The sequence below is a fragment of the Fervidicoccaceae archaeon genome (genome assembly GCA_038734945.1).
In the GTDB taxonomy this organism is placed as follows: domain Archaea; phylum Thermoproteota; class Thermoprotei_A; order Sulfolobales; family Fervidicoccaceae; genus ARK-14.
On record JAVYOA010000009.1, the window covers coordinates 418,826 to 437,713 of the forward strand.

18 protein-coding genes are annotated in these 18,888 nt (G+C 40.5%); 6 read left to right on the plus strand and 12 right to left on the minus strand.

The window, feature by feature from the left end:
* Nucleotides 1–123: 123 nt before the first annotated feature.
* The 6 genes from QXR92_06595 to gcvPA are packed head-to-tail and all read right to left on the minus strand — an operon-like array spanning nt 124 to nt 6,068.
* Nucleotides 124–1,296, minus strand: a complete 1,173-nt coding sequence (locus QXR92_06595; GenBank protein MEM0319666.1) for a DUF1464 family protein — start codon at nt 1,294–1,296, stop codon at nt 124–126.
* The gene (locus QXR92_06600; GenBank protein MEM0319667.1) at nt 1,253–2,107 is read right to left on the minus strand and encodes a GTP cyclohydrolase, FolE2/MptA family; all 855 of its coding nucleotides are present in this window, start codon (nt 2,105–2,107) and stop codon (nt 1,253–1,255) included. Before QXR92_06600 ends, QXR92_06595 begins: the two co-directional genes overlap by 44 nt.
* On the minus strand, nt 2,097–2,510 hold the full coding sequence (locus tag QXR92_06605) for a 6-carboxytetrahydropterin synthase (protein ID MEM0319668.1): 414 nt from the start codon (nt 2,508–2,510) through the stop codon (nt 2,097–2,099). Before QXR92_06605 ends, QXR92_06600 begins: the two co-directional genes overlap by 11 nt.
* Nucleotides 2,494–3,246 carry a hypothetical protein gene (locus QXR92_06610; protein MEM0319669.1) on the minus strand — a complete coding sequence of 251 codons (753 nt, stop codon included), beginning with the start codon at nt 3,244–3,246 and terminating at the stop codon, nt 2,494–2,496. Before QXR92_06610 ends, QXR92_06605 begins: the two co-directional genes overlap by 17 nt.
* Nucleotides 3,224–4,702: an aminomethyl-transferring glycine dehydrogenase subunit GcvPB gene (gene gcvPB / locus QXR92_06615; GenBank protein ID MEM0319670.1), complete on the minus strand. Its 1,479-nt coding sequence runs from the start codon at nt 4,700–4,702 to the stop codon at nt 3,224–3,226. Before gcvPB ends, QXR92_06610 begins: the two co-directional genes overlap by 23 nt.
* On the minus strand, nt 4,692–6,068 hold the full coding sequence (gcvPA, locus tag QXR92_06620) for an aminomethyl-transferring glycine dehydrogenase subunit GcvPA (GenBank protein ID MEM0319671.1): 1,377 nt from the start codon (nt 6,066–6,068) through the stop codon (nt 4,692–4,694). Before gcvPA ends, gcvPB begins: the two co-directional genes overlap by 11 nt.
* Nucleotides 6,069–6,172: 104 nt before the next feature.
* On the opposite strand from gcvPA, the gene QXR92_06625 reads away from it, so the two are divergent.
* From QXR92_06625 to QXR92_06635, 3 genes are all read left to right on the plus strand, one after another.
* Nucleotides 6,173–6,619 (plus strand): signal peptidase I, encoded by a 447-nt coding sequence (locus tag QXR92_06625; protein MEM0319672.1) that lies wholly within the window; start codon nt 6,173–6,175, stop codon nt 6,617–6,619.
* 78 nt (nt 6,620–6,697) lie between these two features.
* Nucleotides 6,698–8,302, plus strand: a complete 1,605-nt coding sequence (locus QXR92_06630) for a CTP synthase (GenBank protein ID MEM0319673.1) — start codon at nt 6,698–6,700, stop codon at nt 8,300–8,302.
* 126 nt (nt 8,303–8,428) lie between these two features.
* A complete protein-coding gene (locus QXR92_06635; GenBank protein ID MEM0319674.1) occupies nt 8,429–9,031 on the plus strand; it encodes a TATA-box-binding protein in 603 nt (200 codons plus the stop codon).
* Between the two features lie 331 nt (nt 9,032–9,362).
* On the opposite strand, the gene QXR92_06640 is transcribed toward QXR92_06635, so the two are convergent.
* Together QXR92_06640 and QXR92_06645 are read right to left on the minus strand one after the other, a co-directional pair.
* Complete coding sequence (locus tag QXR92_06640) at nt 9,363–10,103, minus strand: ABC transporter ATP-binding protein (GenBank protein ID MEM0319675.1); 741 nt, start codon at nt 10,101–10,103, stop codon at nt 9,363–9,365.
* Between the two features lie 12 nt (nt 10,104–10,115).
* Nucleotides 10,116–11,663, minus strand: coding sequence for an ABC transporter permease subunit (locus QXR92_06645; protein MEM0319676.1), 1,548 nt, complete (start codon nt 11,661–11,663; stop codon nt 10,116–10,118).
* Between the two features lie 75 nt (nt 11,664–11,738).
* Between QXR92_06645 and QXR92_06650 the strand changes: the two genes are divergently transcribed.
* Nucleotides 11,739–12,236, plus strand: coding sequence for an AAA-associated domain-containing protein (locus QXR92_06650; protein ID MEM0319677.1), 498 nt, complete (start codon nt 11,739–11,741; stop codon nt 12,234–12,236).
* A 27-nt stretch (nt 12,237–12,263) separates the two neighbouring features.
* On the opposite strand, the gene QXR92_06655 is transcribed toward QXR92_06650, so the two are convergent.
* Nucleotides 12,264–12,602, minus strand: a complete 339-nt coding sequence (locus QXR92_06655; protein ID MEM0319678.1) for an ArsR family transcriptional regulator — start codon at nt 12,600–12,602, stop codon at nt 12,264–12,266.
* A gap of 389 nt (nt 12,603–12,991) precedes the next feature.
* Between QXR92_06655 and QXR92_06660 the strand changes: the two genes are divergently transcribed.
* Both QXR92_06660 and QXR92_06665 read left to right on the plus strand, forming a co-directional pair.
* The gene (locus tag QXR92_06660) at nt 12,992–13,903 is read left to right on the plus strand and encodes an RIO1 family regulatory kinase/ATPase (GenBank protein ID MEM0319679.1); all 912 of its coding nucleotides are present in this window, start codon (nt 12,992–12,994) and stop codon (nt 13,901–13,903) included.
* A gap of 20 nt (nt 13,904–13,923) precedes the next feature.
* Complete coding sequence (locus tag QXR92_06665) at nt 13,924–15,954, plus strand: DUF460 domain-containing protein (GenBank protein MEM0319680.1); 2,031 nt, start codon at nt 13,924–13,926, stop codon at nt 15,952–15,954.
* 2 nt (nt 15,955–15,956) lie between these two features.
* Here the strand turns inward: QXR92_06665 and QXR92_06670 are convergent, their stop codons facing one another.
* The 3 genes from QXR92_06670 to QXR92_06680 form a co-directional block, all read right to left on the minus strand.
* Nucleotides 15,957–17,171 carry a methionine adenosyltransferase gene (locus QXR92_06670; protein MEM0319681.1) on the minus strand — a complete coding sequence of 405 codons (1,215 nt, stop codon included), beginning with the start codon at nt 17,169–17,171 and terminating at the stop codon, nt 15,957–15,959.
* Nucleotides 17,172–17,325: 154 nt separating this feature from the next.
* Nucleotides 17,326–17,574 carry a U6 snRNA-associated Sm-like protein LSm6 gene (locus tag QXR92_06675; GenBank protein ID MEM0319682.1) on the minus strand — a complete coding sequence of 83 codons (249 nt, stop codon included), beginning with the start codon at nt 17,572–17,574 and terminating at the stop codon, nt 17,326–17,328.
* 376 nt (nt 17,575–17,950) lie between these two features.
* Nucleotides 17,951–18,826: a hypothetical protein gene (locus QXR92_06680; GenBank protein ID MEM0319683.1), complete on the minus strand. Its 876-nt coding sequence runs from the start codon at nt 18,824–18,826 to the stop codon at nt 17,951–17,953.
* Nucleotides 18,827–18,888: the final 62 nt, after the last annotated feature.

Sequence of the window (18,888 nt, forward strand, 5' to 3'; positions counted from 1 at the left end):
TCTCTGCTTATCCCAAGTCCTTACCCTATAAGCAGAAGGAAATTGTGCTCAGTTATGGTTCAAAAGGACTTAGGCATTGTTCATAGCAATACTCAGATACCCCAGAGAGGCTCATCGCCGAACTCACTCGGCATGACTCTCATCATCGTTTCTGAATATCATTTCAAACTTTTCCTTCTTTAAGCTTTTCCTATATGCCTCAAAGTGCCTTTCAGCAACCTTTCTAAGATCTGGTATATATATGAAATCCATTACTGTTCCACCTGCTCTATCGAGCTTCATTTGTCTGAAGATAGATGTAAACCTTCCTCCGAGCAGTGCATCCCCCATCATTGCCATACCTTGTGCTGCCTCCTTCGAAGCAAAGCTTCCCTCCAGTCTAGGCCTGGTGAAAACTATATTCAAACCAAGCTCTTTCTTCAGAAAAAGTGAGAGCTCTGGGTTGCTCCACCTTCCGCTTAAAACTACAGGCTCTGTTCCACTCCCTCCCAAATAGTGAATTCCAGCCTTAATTGTTTGAAGCATATTTTTTGCATATGCTCTGCAGATCTCTCCTCTAGACTGAAAAACCTCATACATTGGAATATTACCACACGTCTCAAAAAGTCCCCCCTTCCACACAGAATTCCTTTTCCATCTCTTCCCAGCCACCACAATCTCTAGGTCTAGGGGACCAGCTGTCAGGAATCCAGGACCCAAGGATGTTCCGCCAAGACCTCCATATATATATCCGTTCTTCACTCTGATTAGAGCATTGTAACCAAACCCGAGCTCGAGGAGGAAGAAATCATTAATGCCATTCTCCCCAAGGACCCCCCTTAAGTAATGGGAAGCGATAAATGTCGAAGCTAATTTATCAGCTGTTCCCAAATCTATTTTATTCACCTTGAAGGAAATTTCCACGGTGGAAAGCTGTTTAACTGAAGGGATATAGCAAGCTGGGGCTCCCTTTCTCCACAACTGAGTACCCAACTTATACAGAGCTCTGTAGACATTAAAGCCAAGATCATTCTGCTTCTTCATCAAGAGGTATAGCGGAGTGAGGAGAAGAATTTCAGAGAAGAATATCTTTGGATCCACAATATCATCGTTGCATACATAGGGGACTCCGTAGCCAGAAGGGCCAATAATTATATCAGCTTCCCCCTCCTCTCTCTTCAGCTCCTGAAGGAGAATTTCAGGATTTGAAGCTATTTGCTCCGTTTCCATGCTTTTTTCCCAAACAACCCTTCCATCACTGAGGAGAACTATGTCAAAGCTCTTTGTACCAGGATCTATTCCTAAGCTCTTCACCATCTATCATTACCTCCCCATATACATTGAATGGATGAATTGACTCGAAGCTCGTTACTCTAACAGATATCCAGTCAGCCTTCAAAGATATTGAACTTTTAGCAAGCTGCCATCCAATTTTCCTGGCAAGGTCCTCGGCGAAGAGAGGAGTATTTATTATCTTTTTTATAAGCCTTTCCTCCTCATCTCGGGATAGATATACTTGCAGCTTTCCTGAAAAAGACTGGCTAATCAGGTCAATTAGCTCCATAGCATTTTCTAGAGACATGCTGTTTTTGTGACTCTCTACTTTAACCTCTGCAAGTGCCCTCTGCATATGAGTAGGCGTTACATTCCAGTCAGTTTTTTCATAGAATTTGAATACCTCCTTTGCACATGGACATGATATGGTTCCCTTCATAGAAACAGCGAGATGCCACCTCTCTTCCCCTGTCCTCTTTCTAGTTACTCCCAAACGTATGGGGATCTCCTGTCCATCTTTTGGAACTGAAAAAATTATTTTGATCTCAGCTGAGTTTGAATCAGGATGAGACGATAGAGCTCTCGCAGCAATGCGGGAAAGGGCATTTTCTATCCTCATGCATTTTTCATCGAATGTCTCCAGCACATTAGAAACAAGCCTTGCAATGTGAACGCCCTTTTTGCTACCAGGGAGGGAGATCAGGACCGAGAGTCTTCCAGATACATCCAAGCACGAGCTATCCCATTCCAAGCTAATTGGTATATACAAACTCCTAATTCCAGCTCTGTTAATATCCAAAGGATAAGCAGGAGGGTCTTCATGAATATCTGGCGATGCCTGTTTAAAGCTCATCGCTCTTCACTTCCACAAAATTGTTCTTTCCCTCATATAGCCTAACCGTAATTTTTCCATCGATTTTCTTCCGCAAATCCTTCAATATAGAAAGGGCAATGTATTCTGTAGTAGCATGTGGATAGTCAATTAGCTTAATATCTGTCCTAAATAGGCCACTAAGTTGAGTTTTTGAGATGTGGGAAGCAGGAAGGATCAATTTGTGGTCATATTCGGAAAGAACTTCTCTAGCTGCCTTTTTCAGAGTGCTGAAATCCATAATCATTCCAGTTTCAGCATTAATTTCTCCCTCAACTTCCAGCTCCAGTTCGAATGTGTGACCATGGAGAGACTCGCACTTTCCATTCTCTGACAATGTATAGTGAGATGAATCAAAGGTAAGTCCCTTAATGCCTACTTTCATGCATCTCAGCCTCCCATGGAAATGGAGAACATTCAATTAAACCGGAGAGAGGTATTTCCACATTTTCTCCCTTGCATTTCAACCATTCAACTAGAAGCTTCCCTATCCAGAACTTCCTCATCCTAGTGCTTTTCGGAAAGCTATTCCTTGAGGGTAAAACAGTTTCTCCAATGGAATAAACGCGTACATTTCTGGCTCCAAAGAAGAGAGCAGCGAACACGGATCTATCACCATCTGTGAATCCACCAAAATTAAAAAAAGGAGGTTGGGGATCCCTCTGAGTTGTAAAGAGAACTTTGCCCTTCAGCCCTCTGAGCTTCTCAATGAAATTGGATGCAGCTTGAAAATTGTCTCCATGAATGTGTCCAACAATCAATGAAATTTTACTCATTAATCCTTCATCAATTCCTGAAATTCCATCGAAGTCTGTAACTAGCATATCTGGGGTTCTCCTAAGTTTTTTCACTGCTTTCCATAAAGCTGAATCTGCTACTACTAAGACCTCCCCCTCAATTCTCTCAATTATCTCCAGCTCAGGACCATTGCCAACTATCGCTACTTCCTTTCCCTCTATTAATTGAAAGCCGCGATTCAGTGCATCTAGATCATACTCTATCTTATTAGCAAGCATTTTTGCGGCAATGCTATCTTCTGAAAAATTGAGAGGGAGCTGATTAACAATCCAATTAAAAATTTTGCCATATTCCGAGCTTTCAAACAGATCTCTGCTTAGCATTATCTACACCGTAGACTATAGAGGGCTTCAGTGTTTGGGGATGATTTGCTCTAACAAGATCTAGCTTCCTCGAAGAAGTATTGAGTGGAAGCTCCTTGATTTTTTCCCTATTTCTTTGGGCAATTGTAACGAAATCCCTAAGTGCTTCCACATACATTTTAACGGTTTCAGCAGATTCTGTTTCTGTGAACTCGAACATCATCGCTTCATCCACAATTAATGGAAAGTATATAGTTGGGGCATGAAGTCCCCTGTCAAGAAGGAACTTTGCAGCATCATCTGCTGTCGCTCCTATCTCCTCTGCCAGGCGCTTCAAGGATATAACTGCTTCATGCTTCCTAAATCTATTGGGATCATAGGGTAGCTCAATGATGTTCAGTTCTTTGAGGAGAGAGAGGAAATAATTAGTGTTCAATGAAGAATGCACAGCAACTTTCCATATATCCTCTCCATAAGCTAGAATGAAAGCATATGCATAGATCATGCCCGGTATATTTCCCAAGGTGCTCAATACATTCCCAATGCTTTTCTCTGGAGTCCTCCACACAAATTCTCCATTCTCCTCTTCAATTAAATAGCCTGGAAGATATTTTGCCAGCTCACCTTTAGCACAAACAGCCCCAGCTCCAGGTCCACCGCCACCATGGGGTGAACCAAAAGTCTTATGAAGATTCAAATGGACAATGTCAAAACCCATATCTCCTGGTCTAGCTATTCCAATTATCCCATTCAAGTTAGCACCATCGTAATAAAGAAGACCTCCTGAGCTGTGAACTATGCTTGATATTTCCTTTATTTCCTCCTCAAACAAGCCAAGGGTGTTGGGATTAGTCAGCATGAGACCAGCAGTTTTCCTTCCTGCTGCATTCCTAAGAGCATTGACATCCACATTTCCCCTCTCATTTGTCTGTATTCTCACAACTTTGAACCCACCCATTGCCGAGCTGGCAGGATTGCTTCCATGCGCACTATCAGGCACTATCATCTCATCTCTAAGCTCATCTTTTCTATCTCGATGATATGCTTTTATCATGAGAACTCCGCTGAGCTCTCCAGAAGCTCCAGCAGGTGGCTGAAGGCTGCATGCATCCATTCCTGTTATTTCCTTGAACCACTCCTGAAGCTCATAGATAATCCTCAGCAAACCTCTCGCTCCCCCCGCTAAGAGAAGAGAGGGATGCATGTTTCTCAGCTTGCTGGACTGAAGGATCCTGGCAGCTATTTTTGGATTATATTTCATTGTACATGAACCTAGAGGAACCGGTCCAACATCAATTCCGTAGGATATCTGACTCAGCCTAGTAAAGTGCCTGACAACCTCCAACTCGCTCAAGTTGGGAAGCGCTAGCTCTTTTCTCCTAAGAGATTCAGGTAATAGCTCTATTTCTTCCTTCTCTCTCTCAATTCTATATTCAAATAAGAGCTTTTCATCCCATTTAGCCTGCCTAAATACCATTTGATAGCACCTCCCTCAGAGATGCTCCAAAAATTTCTATATCCTCTCTCTCATGAACTTCTGTAGCACATGATATTCCTCCTTGAACAGTCATTGAGAAGGGAATTATTGATCTTTCTTTTACCATTCTCATGAAGATTTTCTTGCTATCTTTTCCAGAAGGAAAACGAAATGCTATATTTTTGTAGTGCAGTGCCCTCGGATGAATGATTTCTAAACCGTTCTCGCTCAGCTTTTTCTTCAGTTCTTCTGTTAATTCCAGTATCTTTGAGCCCTCCTTTCTCAATCCCCTTGATCCTTTTAGAGCAAGGCTTACCAGTGCAGCTATTGCATTCAATGAAGCACCAGTTGTTATATTCGAAGTTGCCTTCTCTCTTCTTATATGTTGCTCCCTGCTCTGGAGAATCATAGCATAGCCTATATTTCCATCAGCATCAACGGTCTCGCCAATCAGTCTTCCTGGTAGATTTCTCAGCAGCTCTCTATCGTTCCTAATTCCCAATATTCCAAGTAGCATGCCTCCCCCATACAATGGAAGGCCCAGCGATTGCCCCTCTCCAACAACAATGTCTACTCCAAGGTCTCCTGGAGGAGCGAGGATGCCTAGGGATGAAGGGTCTGAGAATGCAATTGCAATTGAGTTGGCATTATGCGCTTCCTGAATTATCTCAGCAGTTGTTTTTCTCACTTCTCCAGTATTTGAGGGATAATCAACAATTACTCCTGCACCTTTTTCATTCCTTATTTTCGATAATTCCTCAGAGTTTATCTCTCCTGTCTCTTCATCAAACGAGTATTCTACATAGGAAATTTCGTGACCTTGAAAATATGTTTTCAGGACGCTCTTGTATTCTTCAAAAAGGGTGCTGGGAACCAAGATTTTTTTGTTCTTCTTCACCCTGACAGACATTAGCGATGCCTCTGCCAAAGCTGTGGCCCCGTCATACATGCCCGCATTTACTATCTCGACACCATAAAGTACTGCCATAGCGCTTTGATATTCAAAAAGCATCTTGAGAAGCCCTTGAGAAACCTCTGGCTGATATGGAGTATAAGCCGTTAGAATCTCTCCTCTTGATATTATGGCATCAACTACTGGATGAGTGTAGTGAGGAGCAACAGGTCCCCCAGCAAAAATCCTGTATAGTGGGATATCCTCAACATCCATTAGAGAAGAAGCCATTTCCCTCTCAATGCTAATTGAAGATAGAGGGATCCCCCTCCCTACTTTGAGCTTTCTGTTGAGGAGAAATTCCCTTGGAATATCGGAAAACAACTCCATTGGATCATTTATTCCTATTGTTTTGAGCATTTCTTCAATAATCTTTTCATCGTCATTGGGTATCCATGGATGAGCGGATCTCAAATTTTTCCCCCCATTCGGAGCAAATATCACATGATAAAAAATCAAGGACAAGCCATAATAAATAAACCATAGAAACAATTTTTGATATTCGAGAGATGGTGAGGATGTCAAGAATTAGCTGGAAGGACGTATTAGCAATATTACTCATAGTATCGATAGCTCTATTGCTCAAGCCAGCCCTCTCAGCTGTTTCAGGAACAACTACACCTATAGCTGTAGTAAAGGGAAACAGCATGCTGCCTCTCTTGCGGGAAGGAGACATCGTATTTCTGCATCACGTTCCGCCGCAAGATATAGCAGTCGGCGAAGTAGTTGTCTATCAAAGTATTTATGGAGGATACATCATACACAGGGTCGTCAGCATCATTCAGACTCCAACTGGCATATTTTATGTCACAAAGGGAGATAACAACCCCTCCGATGACAGCTTACTGGGGCAGTTCGTGGATGGTCCGGGAATACCTTATGATAGAATAGTGGGGGTAGTCTGGTCTCCATTCAACAAAACATTTGTCATCCCTCTGATAGGGATAATTTCCATTGTTATATGAATTATTGAAACAAGCTAGGAACATGTAATCACTGTTTAAAATCCTTTTTCACATTATATTCTGTCAAGAGTGATGGGTTTGCGAAAATTTGTATTTGTAACCGGAGGAGTGATGTCTGGTATAGGAAAGGGAATAACAACAGCCAGCTTAGCAATGCTCGTCTCGAGGATGGGCTACTCCGTTACGGTTATCAAGATAGATCCATATCTCAATGTTGATGCGGGAACTATGAATCCCTATATGCATGGAGAAGTCTTTGTCACGGAGGATGGTGGAGAAACAGACCTTGATCTAGGTCACTATGAGAGATTCCTTGGCAAGAATTTGAGCAAGGAGAACAACATAACTACTGGGAAGATTTATGGAAGCGTAATAGAGAAAGAAAGGAGAGGGGATTATCTGGGTCAGACAGTTCAGATAATTCCTCACATTACCGATGAAATAAAGGGCCAAATTCTGAAAGTCAGTGAAAAAGAAGGGAGTGATGTAACCTTCATAGAAATTGGGGGAACAGTTGGAGACATAGAGAGCCTGCCATTTTTGGAAGCGGCAAGGCAGATGATGATAGACTATGGAAGAGAAAATGTCGCTTATATTCACACTGCTTACCTTCCAGTGCTTCCAACGACTAATGAAATAAAGACGAAGCCTCTTCAGCACAGTGTAAATGAATTGAGGAGAATAGGAATACAGCCTGATATGATAGTAGGAAGGAGCACCATTAAGCTACCCACTGATATAAAGAAGAAGATCTCTCTCTTCACAAATGTTCCAGAAAAGGGTATAATAAGCGCCCACGATGCCGATGTGGTTTATGAGGTTCCTTTGATCATGAATGAGCAGGGAGCGAGCAAGTACTTGGTTGAAAGATTAATGATTCCATATAGAGAACCAGTGCTTGATGATTGGAAGGACTTCGTGGAAAAGCTGAAGGGCCTAGAAGGGGAAGTAAAAATTGGAATGGTAGGCAAGTACACTGCTTTGCATGACAGCTATTTGAGCATAAAAGAAGCGATCATTCATTCTTCTGTTCTTGTCGGAAAGAGAGTTAATCTCAAGTGGATAGAAGCAACAGAGCTTGAGGAAGGGAAGGTGAAGGTTGAAGAAGCTCTTTCCAACCTATCGGGAGCTGTGATCCTTCCAGGATTTGGAAAGAGAGGAAGCGAGGGAAAAATAGCAGCAATAAAATACATTAGAGAGAATAACATCCCCATGCTTGGAATCTGCTTTGGCCTGCAGCTCTCAGTAGTGGAGTTTGCAAGGAATGTTCTTGGCCTTCAATCGGCCAACAGTACTGAACTTGAACCAAACACACCCCATCCAGTCGTTTCCTTATTGGAAGAGCAGAAGAAGGTGGAAATGCTTGGAGGAACAATGAGACTGGGAAGCTATCCAATATTGTTGGAAAAGGGGACAATGGCTTATTCAATTTATAAAAATGAAACGATTTATGAGAGGCACAGACACAGATATGAAGTAAATCCTAGATATATAGAAAAATTGGAAAGTGCTGGGCTAAAAATATCAGGATGGAGCAAGGAAGGAAAAAGAGCGGAAATAATAGAGTACAGGAAAAACAAATTCTATTTTGCTACTCAATTTCATCCAGAATTCAAAAGCAATCCGCTTCATCCATCGCCACCTTTTGTGGAGTTCTTGAAAGCAGCAGCATCCTCTACATGAAAATATATCCTACTCCTCTCTTTGTTTCATCTAAACATGTATCCTATCAATTTCCATTAATTTATAAACCGCATCATTTAAAGGGTGTTCTAGCATAGAGATTAATGAAATGACAGGTGTGATGGGATGCCTTCTAGAGGAAAAAACAATTCTCCTACATATAAAATCGAGAACATTGTAGCCACTGTAAGCATAGATCAAAAACTTGATCTTCACGAAATTGAGCGTAGAGTGCCTCGCGTAGAGTACAATCCAGACCAATTTCCTGGTTTAGTATTCAGACTAGAGAGGCCAAAGATAACAGCACTGATATTCAAGTCTGGAAAAATGGTTGTGACAGGCTCCAAGAGCACAGCAGAGCTTATAAATTCAGTGAAGAGAATCATAAAGACCTTTGCTAACCATGGAATAAACATCTCCCATCAAGCACAAGTTCAAATACAGAATATTGTAGCCTCAGGTAATCTTGGGGTTGGAGTTAACCTGGAAGAAGCAGCCTACAAGCTCGAAAACATAATGTATGAACCAGAGCAGTTTCCTGGGCTCATCTATAGAATGACCAATCCATACGTCGTTCTCCTGATCTTCAGCAGTGGAAAAATGGTTATAACTGGAGCCAAAAGGGAAGAAGAAGTTGAGATGGCTGTTAGGAACATCTATAAAACGCTCTCCGATTTGGATTGTTTAGTTGAAGATATAGAAGGGGAAAAAACAGAGGAGTTCTTTTAAAGATCTGAATCGCAAATTATTTTAACTTAAATCCTTTAGAAAGAGCTTAGAGGGCCCGTGGCTCAGCCTGGTAGAGCGGCGGAGGCCGGAGCCCGATACCCCTTTCCCCTTTTTCACAATGGCCACCTTGGGAACTAAAAAATTGCTTAATCCCTTCAATGGCTAAGTCATGAGCGAAAATTATATAATCTGGGTAGCTTATCCAGATCCATCGGGGTATCGGGCGAAGTCCGCCGAGGCTCTTAACCCGTAGGTCCCGGGTTCAAATCCCGGCGGGCCCGCCACAGAAATTGAGAGAAGGGCTCTTGGGGGATCATCCCCCAATCTGTTTTCAGCTTACCAATGAGTAAATGAGATCTTCAAGAGCCTCAAAATCTTGAGACCTCCTGTTTCTAGGCCTAGGCAGATCCACCTTGATCTCCTTTGAGATTCTGCTCGGCCTTGGAGTTAGTATAACTATTCTATCTGCTAGAAATATGGCCTCGTCTACAGAGTGAGTTACCATTACTATCGCTTTTAGAGGTGTAATTCCGGACAACCAAATGTCCAATATTTCAGCCCTCAGCGTCTCAGCAGTTAAGGGATCTAGGTTTGAAAAGGGCTCATCCATTAGGAGAATTTCTGGCTGGATGGCAAGTGCTCTAGCAAAGTTTACTCTCTGTCTCATCCCCCCACTTAGCTCGTGGGGATAAAGATATTCAGAACCAGATAGTCCAACTAGAGAAATATACCTGCGGGCCGTTTCAGTAGCTCTTTCTCTATCCAGCCCCAAGTTCTTGAGAGGAAGTGCGACATTTTCTAGAACATTCATCCAAGGAAGAAGAGAGGGGAACTGAAAGACGAAACCCATTTTTGGCATTCTCCCCTCATTATATATTATCTCTCCACCACTGTAATTCTCCACTCCTGCTATGATTCTGAGCAATGTTGACTTTCCACAACCGGAAGGACCAAGAATTACAAGAAATTCTTTCTTGATATCCATCGTGATATCATCGATTACCTTTACTTTACCGTTCTCCGAAACGTACTCTTTTGAAATTTTTCTCAGAGATATCAATATTTGTTCCATGTTTATCATACCTCAGTCAACAACATGGTACTTCTTTCTTCCATATGAATACAGCCATGCCCAAAATGTCCTGTTGAAAACAACTATAAAAAACGTCAATGTCAGTACATAGATCGCTAGAGACGTCGTATCTCCGGATACGGTAGATGAAGAAATTAGGTAGCCTATTCCAAAGAAAGAGATGACTTGTGTTCCCAAATAAGCGTATTCGGCAACGATAGTCGCATTCCATGCACCCCCCCAGGCAGAAGACATTCCAGACAGAACGTAGGGAGTTAGCATAGGAACAAAGATTCTAAAGAACTTATAGCGCCCTTTTATTCTATAAATTTTGGCCATTTCCATAATATTTTTTTCCATCGGCCCTATCCCAGTAAGTGCTATATTGAAGAAAATGTACCAAATTGCTCCCTGAAATATTATGAACAGAGAAACAAGCACTGGAGGAAAACCTCTTAGGATGAGAGCTACAAAAATAGGCCACCAGAGAGAAGCAGGAACTGATGAGAGGAATTCACCTGAGAGAATGAAGAGCTTTCGAAACAGCTTTTTTCTCTCATAAAGAAGATATGAGAGAAACATCACAGATATAGTTCCGATGCCAAGAACAATAGCCACCCTTAATAGTGAGATGGAAACCCCTTCAAGCGCGCTGATCAAAACCAAGCTAATTTTCTCAGAGCTCATCGAAAATGTAATTTTGCCGGATATTCTCTGCATGAAGAAAACTGCGGCAATAAGAAGGATAGAGATGAGAGATATTTTCAACCAGTTTCTGACTTTTCTTGATAATGCATATTCTTTTCTTGAGATCGCAGCCAATCTTATTATCAAAGCATCGCTTACTGAGCTCCAGAATTTCGTAGAGCTCCTCCAAAAAATTCTGAATGGAGCTCCTATCATAGGCATTACATTTTCTTCTGAAGAAGTTTGAGTTACTATTGAATAAAAAGGATTCCATATAAATACATATACTCCTATTGAGAGAATCACTATTGAGAGAATGCCAAGGGCTATTTGCTCAGCATTACCTGCCTCCAACCCAAGCTGGATATATGTGCCAATTCCCTCAAGCATATAGTTAGTTGAACCCATAGTTATTATTTCAGAGGATACAAGGAAGAAAAGTCCCCCAGCCCACGAGATTATTGAATTCTTCGCTATCGCAGGGACTGATGCGGGAATATATATCTTCAGCAGTCTGGCGAGAAAGCTTAATTTGTAGATTTTTGCTACCTCAAGCACATATGATGGTATGAATTTTACGTTTGCATAGACCCCAAGTATCAGGTTCCAGGCTTGACTAGTAAATATCAGAAATATAGAGGCCAGTTGTATCCCATACTGCTCTGGTAGCGCTCTCACCATAATGTCTATAACTATCGGAAAGAAGCCAAGAATAGGAACCGATTGCAAAACATCTATCACTGGATATAAAATTTTTTCTACCTTTTCATTTCTTCCCATAGCTATTCCAGCAGCTAATGCAACTAGAACAGATAGAAGATAAGCAAGAAACATCCTCAGCATGCTAGCAGCCAGAGCAGCAACAAGTTCCAAATTATCACCACTTTGTTTAGAAAAACTTAATAGAGATGATTATATTTTTTATTCAAGGGAGGATGAAAATATAAATTGAGCGAGCACAGGGAATATGTTCTCCCAGTATCACCGAAATGCATCAGCCTTGACCATGTAGTAGGTCTTATAGAAACCATATATAGCCTTGGAGGAAAGGCTGATGCTTCCTTCATAAATGATGTAACTGATGCTGATATAGACGTTCTAACCCACGCTATAGATCTCTCAGAAATATTTGGCTTAATAAAATACAAAGATGGAGATATTGTACTAACCGATCTAGGTTTGAAAGCCTCAAGAACTCACCTGAGAGAGCTGAAGAAAATATTGAGAGAGAAGTCTGTCGGAATTCATCCCATCGTAGATATAATGCAGAAGGCGAGAGAAAGTGAAGATAGGTCAATAAATGAGGAAGAGATATATGCGATACTAGAAAAATATTACAGTGAGAACGAGCTGTCCAAGGCAATAAGATGTGTTCTACAATGGATCTACTATCTCGAGCTTGGTACATGGGATTATGAGGAGGGAAGCCTGATATTAAAAGAATAATCTCCTCAAAAAACAGTAGAGTTTCCTTTACAGATAAATTACTATCTTCTTTATGTTGCTCACCGTTATCTTCTTTACTCCTCTTTGCCCCGGCTTGTAAGCTGTTTTGAGTAGACCAGCCTCTTCCAGCTTCTTTATCTGGGCACTTGCATTAGCTTTGCTTTGCTTAATGAGCTCGGCAATCTCTCCCACATCAGACTCATGTTCCTTTATGTACTTCAATATATACAGTCTTGTAGAATTTGCCAGTGCAGAAGCAACTCTAACAATATATTCATCTCCGTTGACATATAGAGTGCCATCCATTTCAATTATACCAGTCTTTCCAACAATCTCCTCTTCTTCTTTAGTTTTTTTAACTTCCACATTAATCACCTTATTTAAATTAATATTCTAAAATGTTGTTTATTAATCTTATCTTTTTATTTGTAAATATATTGGATAATACTCAATATCATGGGATTATTCGCTTATAGTATGAAAGTAAAATGCCATTGAGAAACTTTAAAAATATAATATAATTATAAATAAATATAATAAGTATCGTAAGTTGTGAAGCAGAATAAATCAATTGAGCAATGCACTTTCATTTCTGAAAACAATATTCTTTGCAGAAAAGAAAATTACCACGAATTATTTCAAATATATTTCAAATATCAACTTACTTACTACAAGTTATTTTTAATATGTTATTCTCACCAAATCATTGAGGGAACAAACGACTCAATCTTGTGGAGAAGGGAGTGGTGCTGCATTTGAAACTTGGCGAGATCTACAGAAAGGTTCCGCAGAGGGCATTTGGTATACTCTCTCTGGTTGAATCTCTTCTTCCAAAATATGAATATGTTCCACAGGAATTGATCTCGTCTAGGATTAGGCTTAATCCAAGTGAGCTCGAGAGACTGCTCGAACTTCTTGTCTCCCTCTCCCTACTCCAGAGAAGGATTGGTAAAAGCGTTGGATATAGACTCACATATCTTGGACTTAATATCCTCTCTTTAAGGGGGCTAGTGAATAGAGGGATAATTGGAGCAATTGGTGACAAGATAGGAGTTGGAAAAGAGAGCGAAATATATGAGGCTCTTTCTCCTGCTCAGACAAGGCTTTCCATAAAATTTCATATGGTTGGAAGGGATAGCTTCAAGCAATTTGTGAGGGTCAGAGGATTTGCTGCTGGAACAGGGTTTTCCAACTGGCTCCTAAAATCGAAACTCAATGCTATGAGGGAATATAGAGCGATTACGAGACTCTCGCAGTATACTGATGGAGTTTTGCGACCTTTTGGGTTTAATAAGAATGCAGTTGTAACAGAATTTGTTGAAGGAATAGAGCTCTATAAAGCCCCGTCATTATCAGATCCTCGAAGAGCATTTGAGGAGATAATTAGAATCATAGAGTTATCTTACTCTTGTGCAGGAATAGTTCATGGTGATCTGAGCGAATATAATGTTCTCGTCAGGATGCCTGATGAGAAACCTATCATAATTGATTGGCCTCAATATATTGAGAAAAACCATCATAGTGCCTCTGAATTGCTCAGGAGGGATGTGTGCTACATATCTAGATATTTTAAGAAGAAATTTGGACTAACAGAAGATTGTAGCATGCTATATGAAAGAATTTTAAACGCAAGTTCAGAAAATATTTGCAGAGAGATCTCTCACTAAAATAAAGGGAAATGGAAATCATGAAACTTCTAGAAAACGAGAAAGAGTCCCCCAAGCTATCCGAAGAAAACGTCAACAAGTGCTATTTAGGATTAGATTTGTTCAAATATGAGGAAGGAAGAAGGACCTTCTCGATTGTATTGCTTTGCAATGGGAAAGTAGTTGCAAAGTACGATGATGTAGGACTGGAAAAGGTTGTGAGACTAAGCTGGGAATGGAACGTTTCAAAAATTGCGATAGATAGTATTACAGAATTAGGCGAAGGAAAGACAGAAATTGGAAGGTTTGTTTCTCTTCTTCCTGAAAAGACAGAGATCTTTCAGATAAATTTATCAGACAATCAGGAAAGGGATCTAAGGGAAATGCTCCGCAGCCAAGGGTTCTCTACTGGACAGCTCACCCCATCGAAAACAGCATATTATCTAGCCCTTCTGGCTTCATATGGATTTGGGAAGGAGGCTGTAAAGAAGGAAGTCACGACAAAAATAATTGTCAGAAAGAACAGAAACCTTGGTCCAGGTGGAATGAGTAGCAACAGATACAGAAGAAAAGTCAGAACAGCAATACTTCAAATAGTCAATTCAATAAAAGATCTGCTAGATAGTGGAGGCTTCGATTACGATCTGCTTTATAGAAAGTCTGGCGGCGGATTGGATGGAGCAACTTTTACAGTTTTTGCCTCAAGAGAGTCCCTCGAGAGTCTAATCAAGCCTAAAACAGGAACAAGCGTTAGCATAGAGATAAGGCCAGAGTACAAGATCAAGCTCTCTTTTGAAGAAAGCCCGATGGAAAGCAAGCCTTTAATTGTTGGAATAGATCCTGGAATGACATATGGCATCGCAATTCTTGACATTGATGGAAAGATAATCTATGCAGGATCATGGCACAAAATGAGCAGACTTGACGCAGTAGAATTCATAGAGAAATATGGAAAACCAATAGTTGTTGCAACCGATGTATTTCCTGTTCCCAACAGTGTTAAGAAGATAGCATCACAGTTTGGATCAGAAATATTTGTTCCAGAAAAAATTCTCAGCGTAGAAGAAAAAAGAACCATGGTGGAAGAAGCTAGAAAAATTGGAGAAATAGAGAACGTCGATGCACACACAAGGGATGCTCTGGCCGCAGCTTATGCTGCCTATAAGGCTCTATCGAGAAAACTAGCTGAAGTAAATACATATCTTCAAAAAACAGGGTTGAACCTACCCGCTGATAGAATAAAGAGAAGAATTATTGAGGGTGCTTCTTTAGCAGATGCTGTCGAGGCGGAACTAAGAACGTATTTGAGCTCAGTAAACAAGACCATAAGATTGATTTCGTATCCAGAAACTAAAAGAGGAGAACAAAAGGAGAGAAAGGAAATTGAATCAATGGAAGTCATACGAAAGGAAAACTTTCTCCTGAGAAAAAAGATCGAGGAGTTGGAGAATGAGCTTGAAAGAAGAGAAAAAGAGCTGTCTCTATACAAAAAAGGCGTCCTTCAGCTGAGCAAGGAGGATTACTATGCTAGAGAGATACATAGGCTCAGAGAATCCATAGCAGAGATGGAAAAGGCTCTGAAAAAAAGAGAATCTGAACTGGAATCAAAGCTTGAAGAGATTAATAGGATAAGCTCCATGCTGAATAGAGTAATAAATGGAGAGATGGTCATCGTTCCAACAATTTCCAGTCTAACCAAAGCTAATTTAGGAGCTCTGAAAAGCATAAGGAAAAAAATAATCTACGTAGAAAATCCGGATTCCTATCAGAGAGATGCAATAATTGACCTCGTTAAGGAAGATCCTCTAGCTGTGGCAATACCCGGACCACTATCTGATAGAGGATTGATATCTATTCTCGAGAGCTTCGGGATTCCCGTTCTAAGTTTGTCCGATTTCGAATCTTCAAGATTCAATAACATCATCTTCATGAGCTCAGAGGCAGAGAAAGAGGCTATAAAAAGGAAGGAAGAGCTGAGAAAAGCTATCAGGAGTGAAGAAAAAGAGAAAATAATATCGCTTATTGAGAAGTACAAAGAAGAGAGAGCTAAAACCTCTTCCCTCAAAAAATAACCTTAGAAGAGGGTAATTTTTCTATTGAGGATCAATTCCGTGTATCTCCTGATGTTCGAGAGCTCTTCATCGACAATAGATTTAGCTGTTTCCCTCATATCACTTGTTATGTTGCCCCTTATAGGGGTGAGTTTTATTGATGCTGCCAGCGGTTCATCGATGGGCCTTCCTATCTGAGATAATATTTGTATGCTCACATGAATTTCCGATTCTAGTTCTTCATAGATTCTCCTGCTTGCCACAAATGCGAGCACATTATAAATCTTTCCAACATGGTTGATCGGGTTCTTCCCTGCCGTTGCTTCAAGGCTCATGGGCCTCATTGGTGTTATGAGGCCATTGGCCCTGTTTCCCCTTCCAGTGGCGCCATCATCTCCGTGCTCCGCGCTGGTACCTGTAACAGTCAGATAAAACTTTCCCTTCTCTGGAAGATCCCCTGTATTGAAGTGTATTCTCACATTGAATGCTGGTGCCAATTCAGAGGAGAGAGCCTCTACTTCCTCTTTAACTTTCCTCTTAACTTCTAGGTATTCATCTGGAGACTTAACCAGACTGCTTATAATAGCTCCAGCAATCGTTAAATCTATCTCGTTCTTTCTTCTGAGACCCATTACTTTTATATCTTCACCAAGTTCAGGGATTTTTCTCTTTGCTTCTTTACTGTTCAGATACCTTTCAGTATTTAGAACCAAATTTTCCAATGTAGTGAGAGGATAGAATCCAACGCCGAAGCTAGTATCATTGGACAGTATTTTTTCCTCATAATCAAAAATTCCCCTTAAATCTTCTGAGCCCTTCCCTATCTTGTAGTCGACTATAACATGCTCCTCAGGATTCAGGTATCTCATGTTCTTGGCTATCCAGTTCTTCACAGCCTTCACAATGATTGTTCCTACAGGTATTTCTTCTACCGCTCCCCCCACATTTACATAAGTTGTAGCTCTTCCAGAAACAATTATGTATATCGGCTGATTGACTTTTCCTCCTCCAAATTTTGGTGAAGCTTGTCCGCCAACCAACAGAACTTTGTCAAGATTATGATGTAGGACTCTCCCATAATTTTTTATATAATATTCCGAGAGAGCAAGGCTCGCTTCTTCCGAAGCTGAATCTGCAATGTAATCAGGATGTCCAACACCTTTTCTCTCCACAAGCTCTATCTCCATGCTTTCAGGAATTTGCCAGTTTACTTCCTCAACGAATATGTTTCTCATCATGATGGCTCACCAAAATCCTTGAAACTTAGTTATCGGATTTAAAAGAAAATAATTTAAATATTTCCCCCCTCCCCCATCTTCAGAATAGAAAAGCGAAGCTACTTCCCTTTCAAATAAAAACCTATGAAGCCATCAGCCAGACACAAATGAAAGCTCAATACTTCTTATAATCGAGACTGATGAAGAGAATTTGGCTACCTCTTATGAGAATGGTCCCATATTTTGCTTTTGGCTCCTCGCTCCTCTCCTTGACCTCAGTACAATTCTTCAATATAACATTCATAGTAGCATCGCTGAAATCTAGCTCTCCTATGAATTCTCCACCGTCTTTCAGCTTTACAAGAACGTTATTTCCTCTTGCTTCTTGTAAGTATTTTAGAGGTAACTGCAATTTTGAAGACATCAGTTTAAGCACCCTCTGTAGCGTTTCGTTATTTATTCATACACAGTATTAAGTTTTATTATTTCTAAGATTTATTAACTTAAGGGGGTTCATCTTCAAAAAAACATATAAAAACTTATACAGTCACAATGTCCTTTTTCTCCTATACATTTACAATTTCTTATTTTCTAGATGTAAAGAATGAAAGCTTGCTAATTTTCTACTGTATGCTCAGCTGTTTTTATCATTTTGACGTTCTAATAATTATTCTGCAATTCTTTCAAAATACTCGTGCTTTTATGAATAAACTTTTTTACATTTTTAAAAAACTGCAAAAATTACTCCAAGAAGTGAGGTTTTACATTTGATTTCCTCTTTATACTAGAGAACGAGGCTTTCATTTGTAAAGCTCTCTCCTCATGGACTCTAGAGGCTTTCTCTCCACTCCAACAAAGCCAGCAACATCATTTATGCTCACTCCAGCATCTTTTCCTATCATCATGAGCTCACGCAGTCTGGATTCATATCCTTTCTCGCGCGCAAAGTGGTGATCAATAATTGCTGAATTGAAGCAGGCAGAAGAGATCATTTTCTCCAGATTCATCATTCCTGCTCTAATATTTTCTTGCTTTAGAGAAGAGCTTTCAAAGTAATTTGGAGGACCGCTTATGTACAAAAGGTTTGGCTTAAGACTGCATATGCTGTTCAGAGCATTTGGATCAACAGGACCTTGGGAATCTGAAGCAAAATAATATCTGAAATCACCATCGTCTATGACCACAGCAATAATTTTCCCAAGAGGGGTTCCAATCTCTCCATGCCAGAATGGGCCCTCAATTGAAATTTTTAAATCCTCAACAGAGAGCTTTCCACTGTTCACTGCTAAATATTTTATTCCTCTGCTTTCCAGCTCCTTCTGGAAGAGAGATGCTCTCAGCTTTTGACTTCTATTGATTTCTATGCTCGGGTGCTTCATTATGACTGTTTTACCAATTAAGGCATCCAGAATATCTTTTCTCTGCGGATAGTGGTCTCTGTGATAGTGAGTTATAACCACTACGCTCGAATCATTTATTTCCTTTTTTATTAACTCGAGACTCTGCTCGAGAGCATGGAGCTCAATTGGATGTGGAGGAAGACCATATCTTCTAGGAGCCAATGCTGCTCCTGGATCAATTGCTATTTTTGTGCCGCTTTCAGTCAACAAAAAATTTGCCATAGATCTGACTCCAAGACTATCTGATGCTGGGAAGAGGAGCTTAGTTCTGCCCATGAGCGTTCCCAGAAGAATATCAATTTTATTTTACATAATACTAATTATTGTCTCCGATTATT

Excerpts from the sequence above, each read along its gene's own strand:
- QXR92_06595 (MEM0319666.1), bottom strand. The coding sequence starts at position 1,296 with ATGGTGAAGAGCTTAGGAATAGATCCTGGTACAAAGAGCTTTGACATA.
- QXR92_06600 (MEM0319667.1), bottom strand. The coding sequence starts at position 2,107 with ATGAGCTTTAAACAGGCATCGCCAGATATTCATGAAGACCCTCCTGCT.
- QXR92_06605 (MEM0319668.1), bottom strand. The coding sequence starts at position 2,510 with ATGAAAGTAGGCATTAAGGGACTTACCTTTGATTCATCTCACTATACA.
- QXR92_06610 (MEM0319669.1), bottom strand. The coding sequence starts at position 3,246 with ATGCTAAGCAGAGATCTGTTTGAAAGCTCGGAATATGGCAAAATTTTT.
- gcvPB (MEM0319670.1), bottom strand. The coding sequence starts at position 4,702 with ATGGTATTTAGGCAGGCTAAATGGGATGAAAAGCTCTTATTTGAATAT.
- QXR92_06625 (MEM0319672.1), top strand. The coding sequence starts at position 6,173 with ATGTCAAGAATTAGCTGGAAGGACGTATTAGCAATATTACTCATAGTA.
- QXR92_06635 (MEM0319674.1), top strand. The coding sequence starts at position 8,429 with ATGCCTTCTAGAGGAAAAAACAATTCTCCTACATATAAAATCGAGAAC.
- QXR92_06640 (MEM0319675.1), bottom strand. The coding sequence starts at position 10,103 with ATGGAACAAATATTGATATCTCTGAGAAAAATTTCAAAAGAGTACGTT.
- QXR92_06665 (MEM0319680.1), top strand. The coding sequence starts at position 13,924 with ATGAAACTTCTAGAAAACGAGAAAGAGTCCCCCAAGCTATCCGAAGAA.
- QXR92_06670 (MEM0319681.1), bottom strand. The coding sequence starts at position 17,171 with ATGATGAGAAACATATTCGTTGAGGAAGTAAACTGGCAAATTCCTGAA.
- QXR92_06675 (MEM0319682.1), bottom strand. The coding sequence starts at position 17,574 with ATGTCTTCAAAATTGCAGTTACCTCTAAAATACTTACAAGAAGCAAGA.
- QXR92_06680 (MEM0319683.1), bottom strand. The coding sequence starts at position 18,826 with ATGGGCAGAACTAAGCTCCTCTTCCCAGCATCAGATAGTCTTGGAGTC.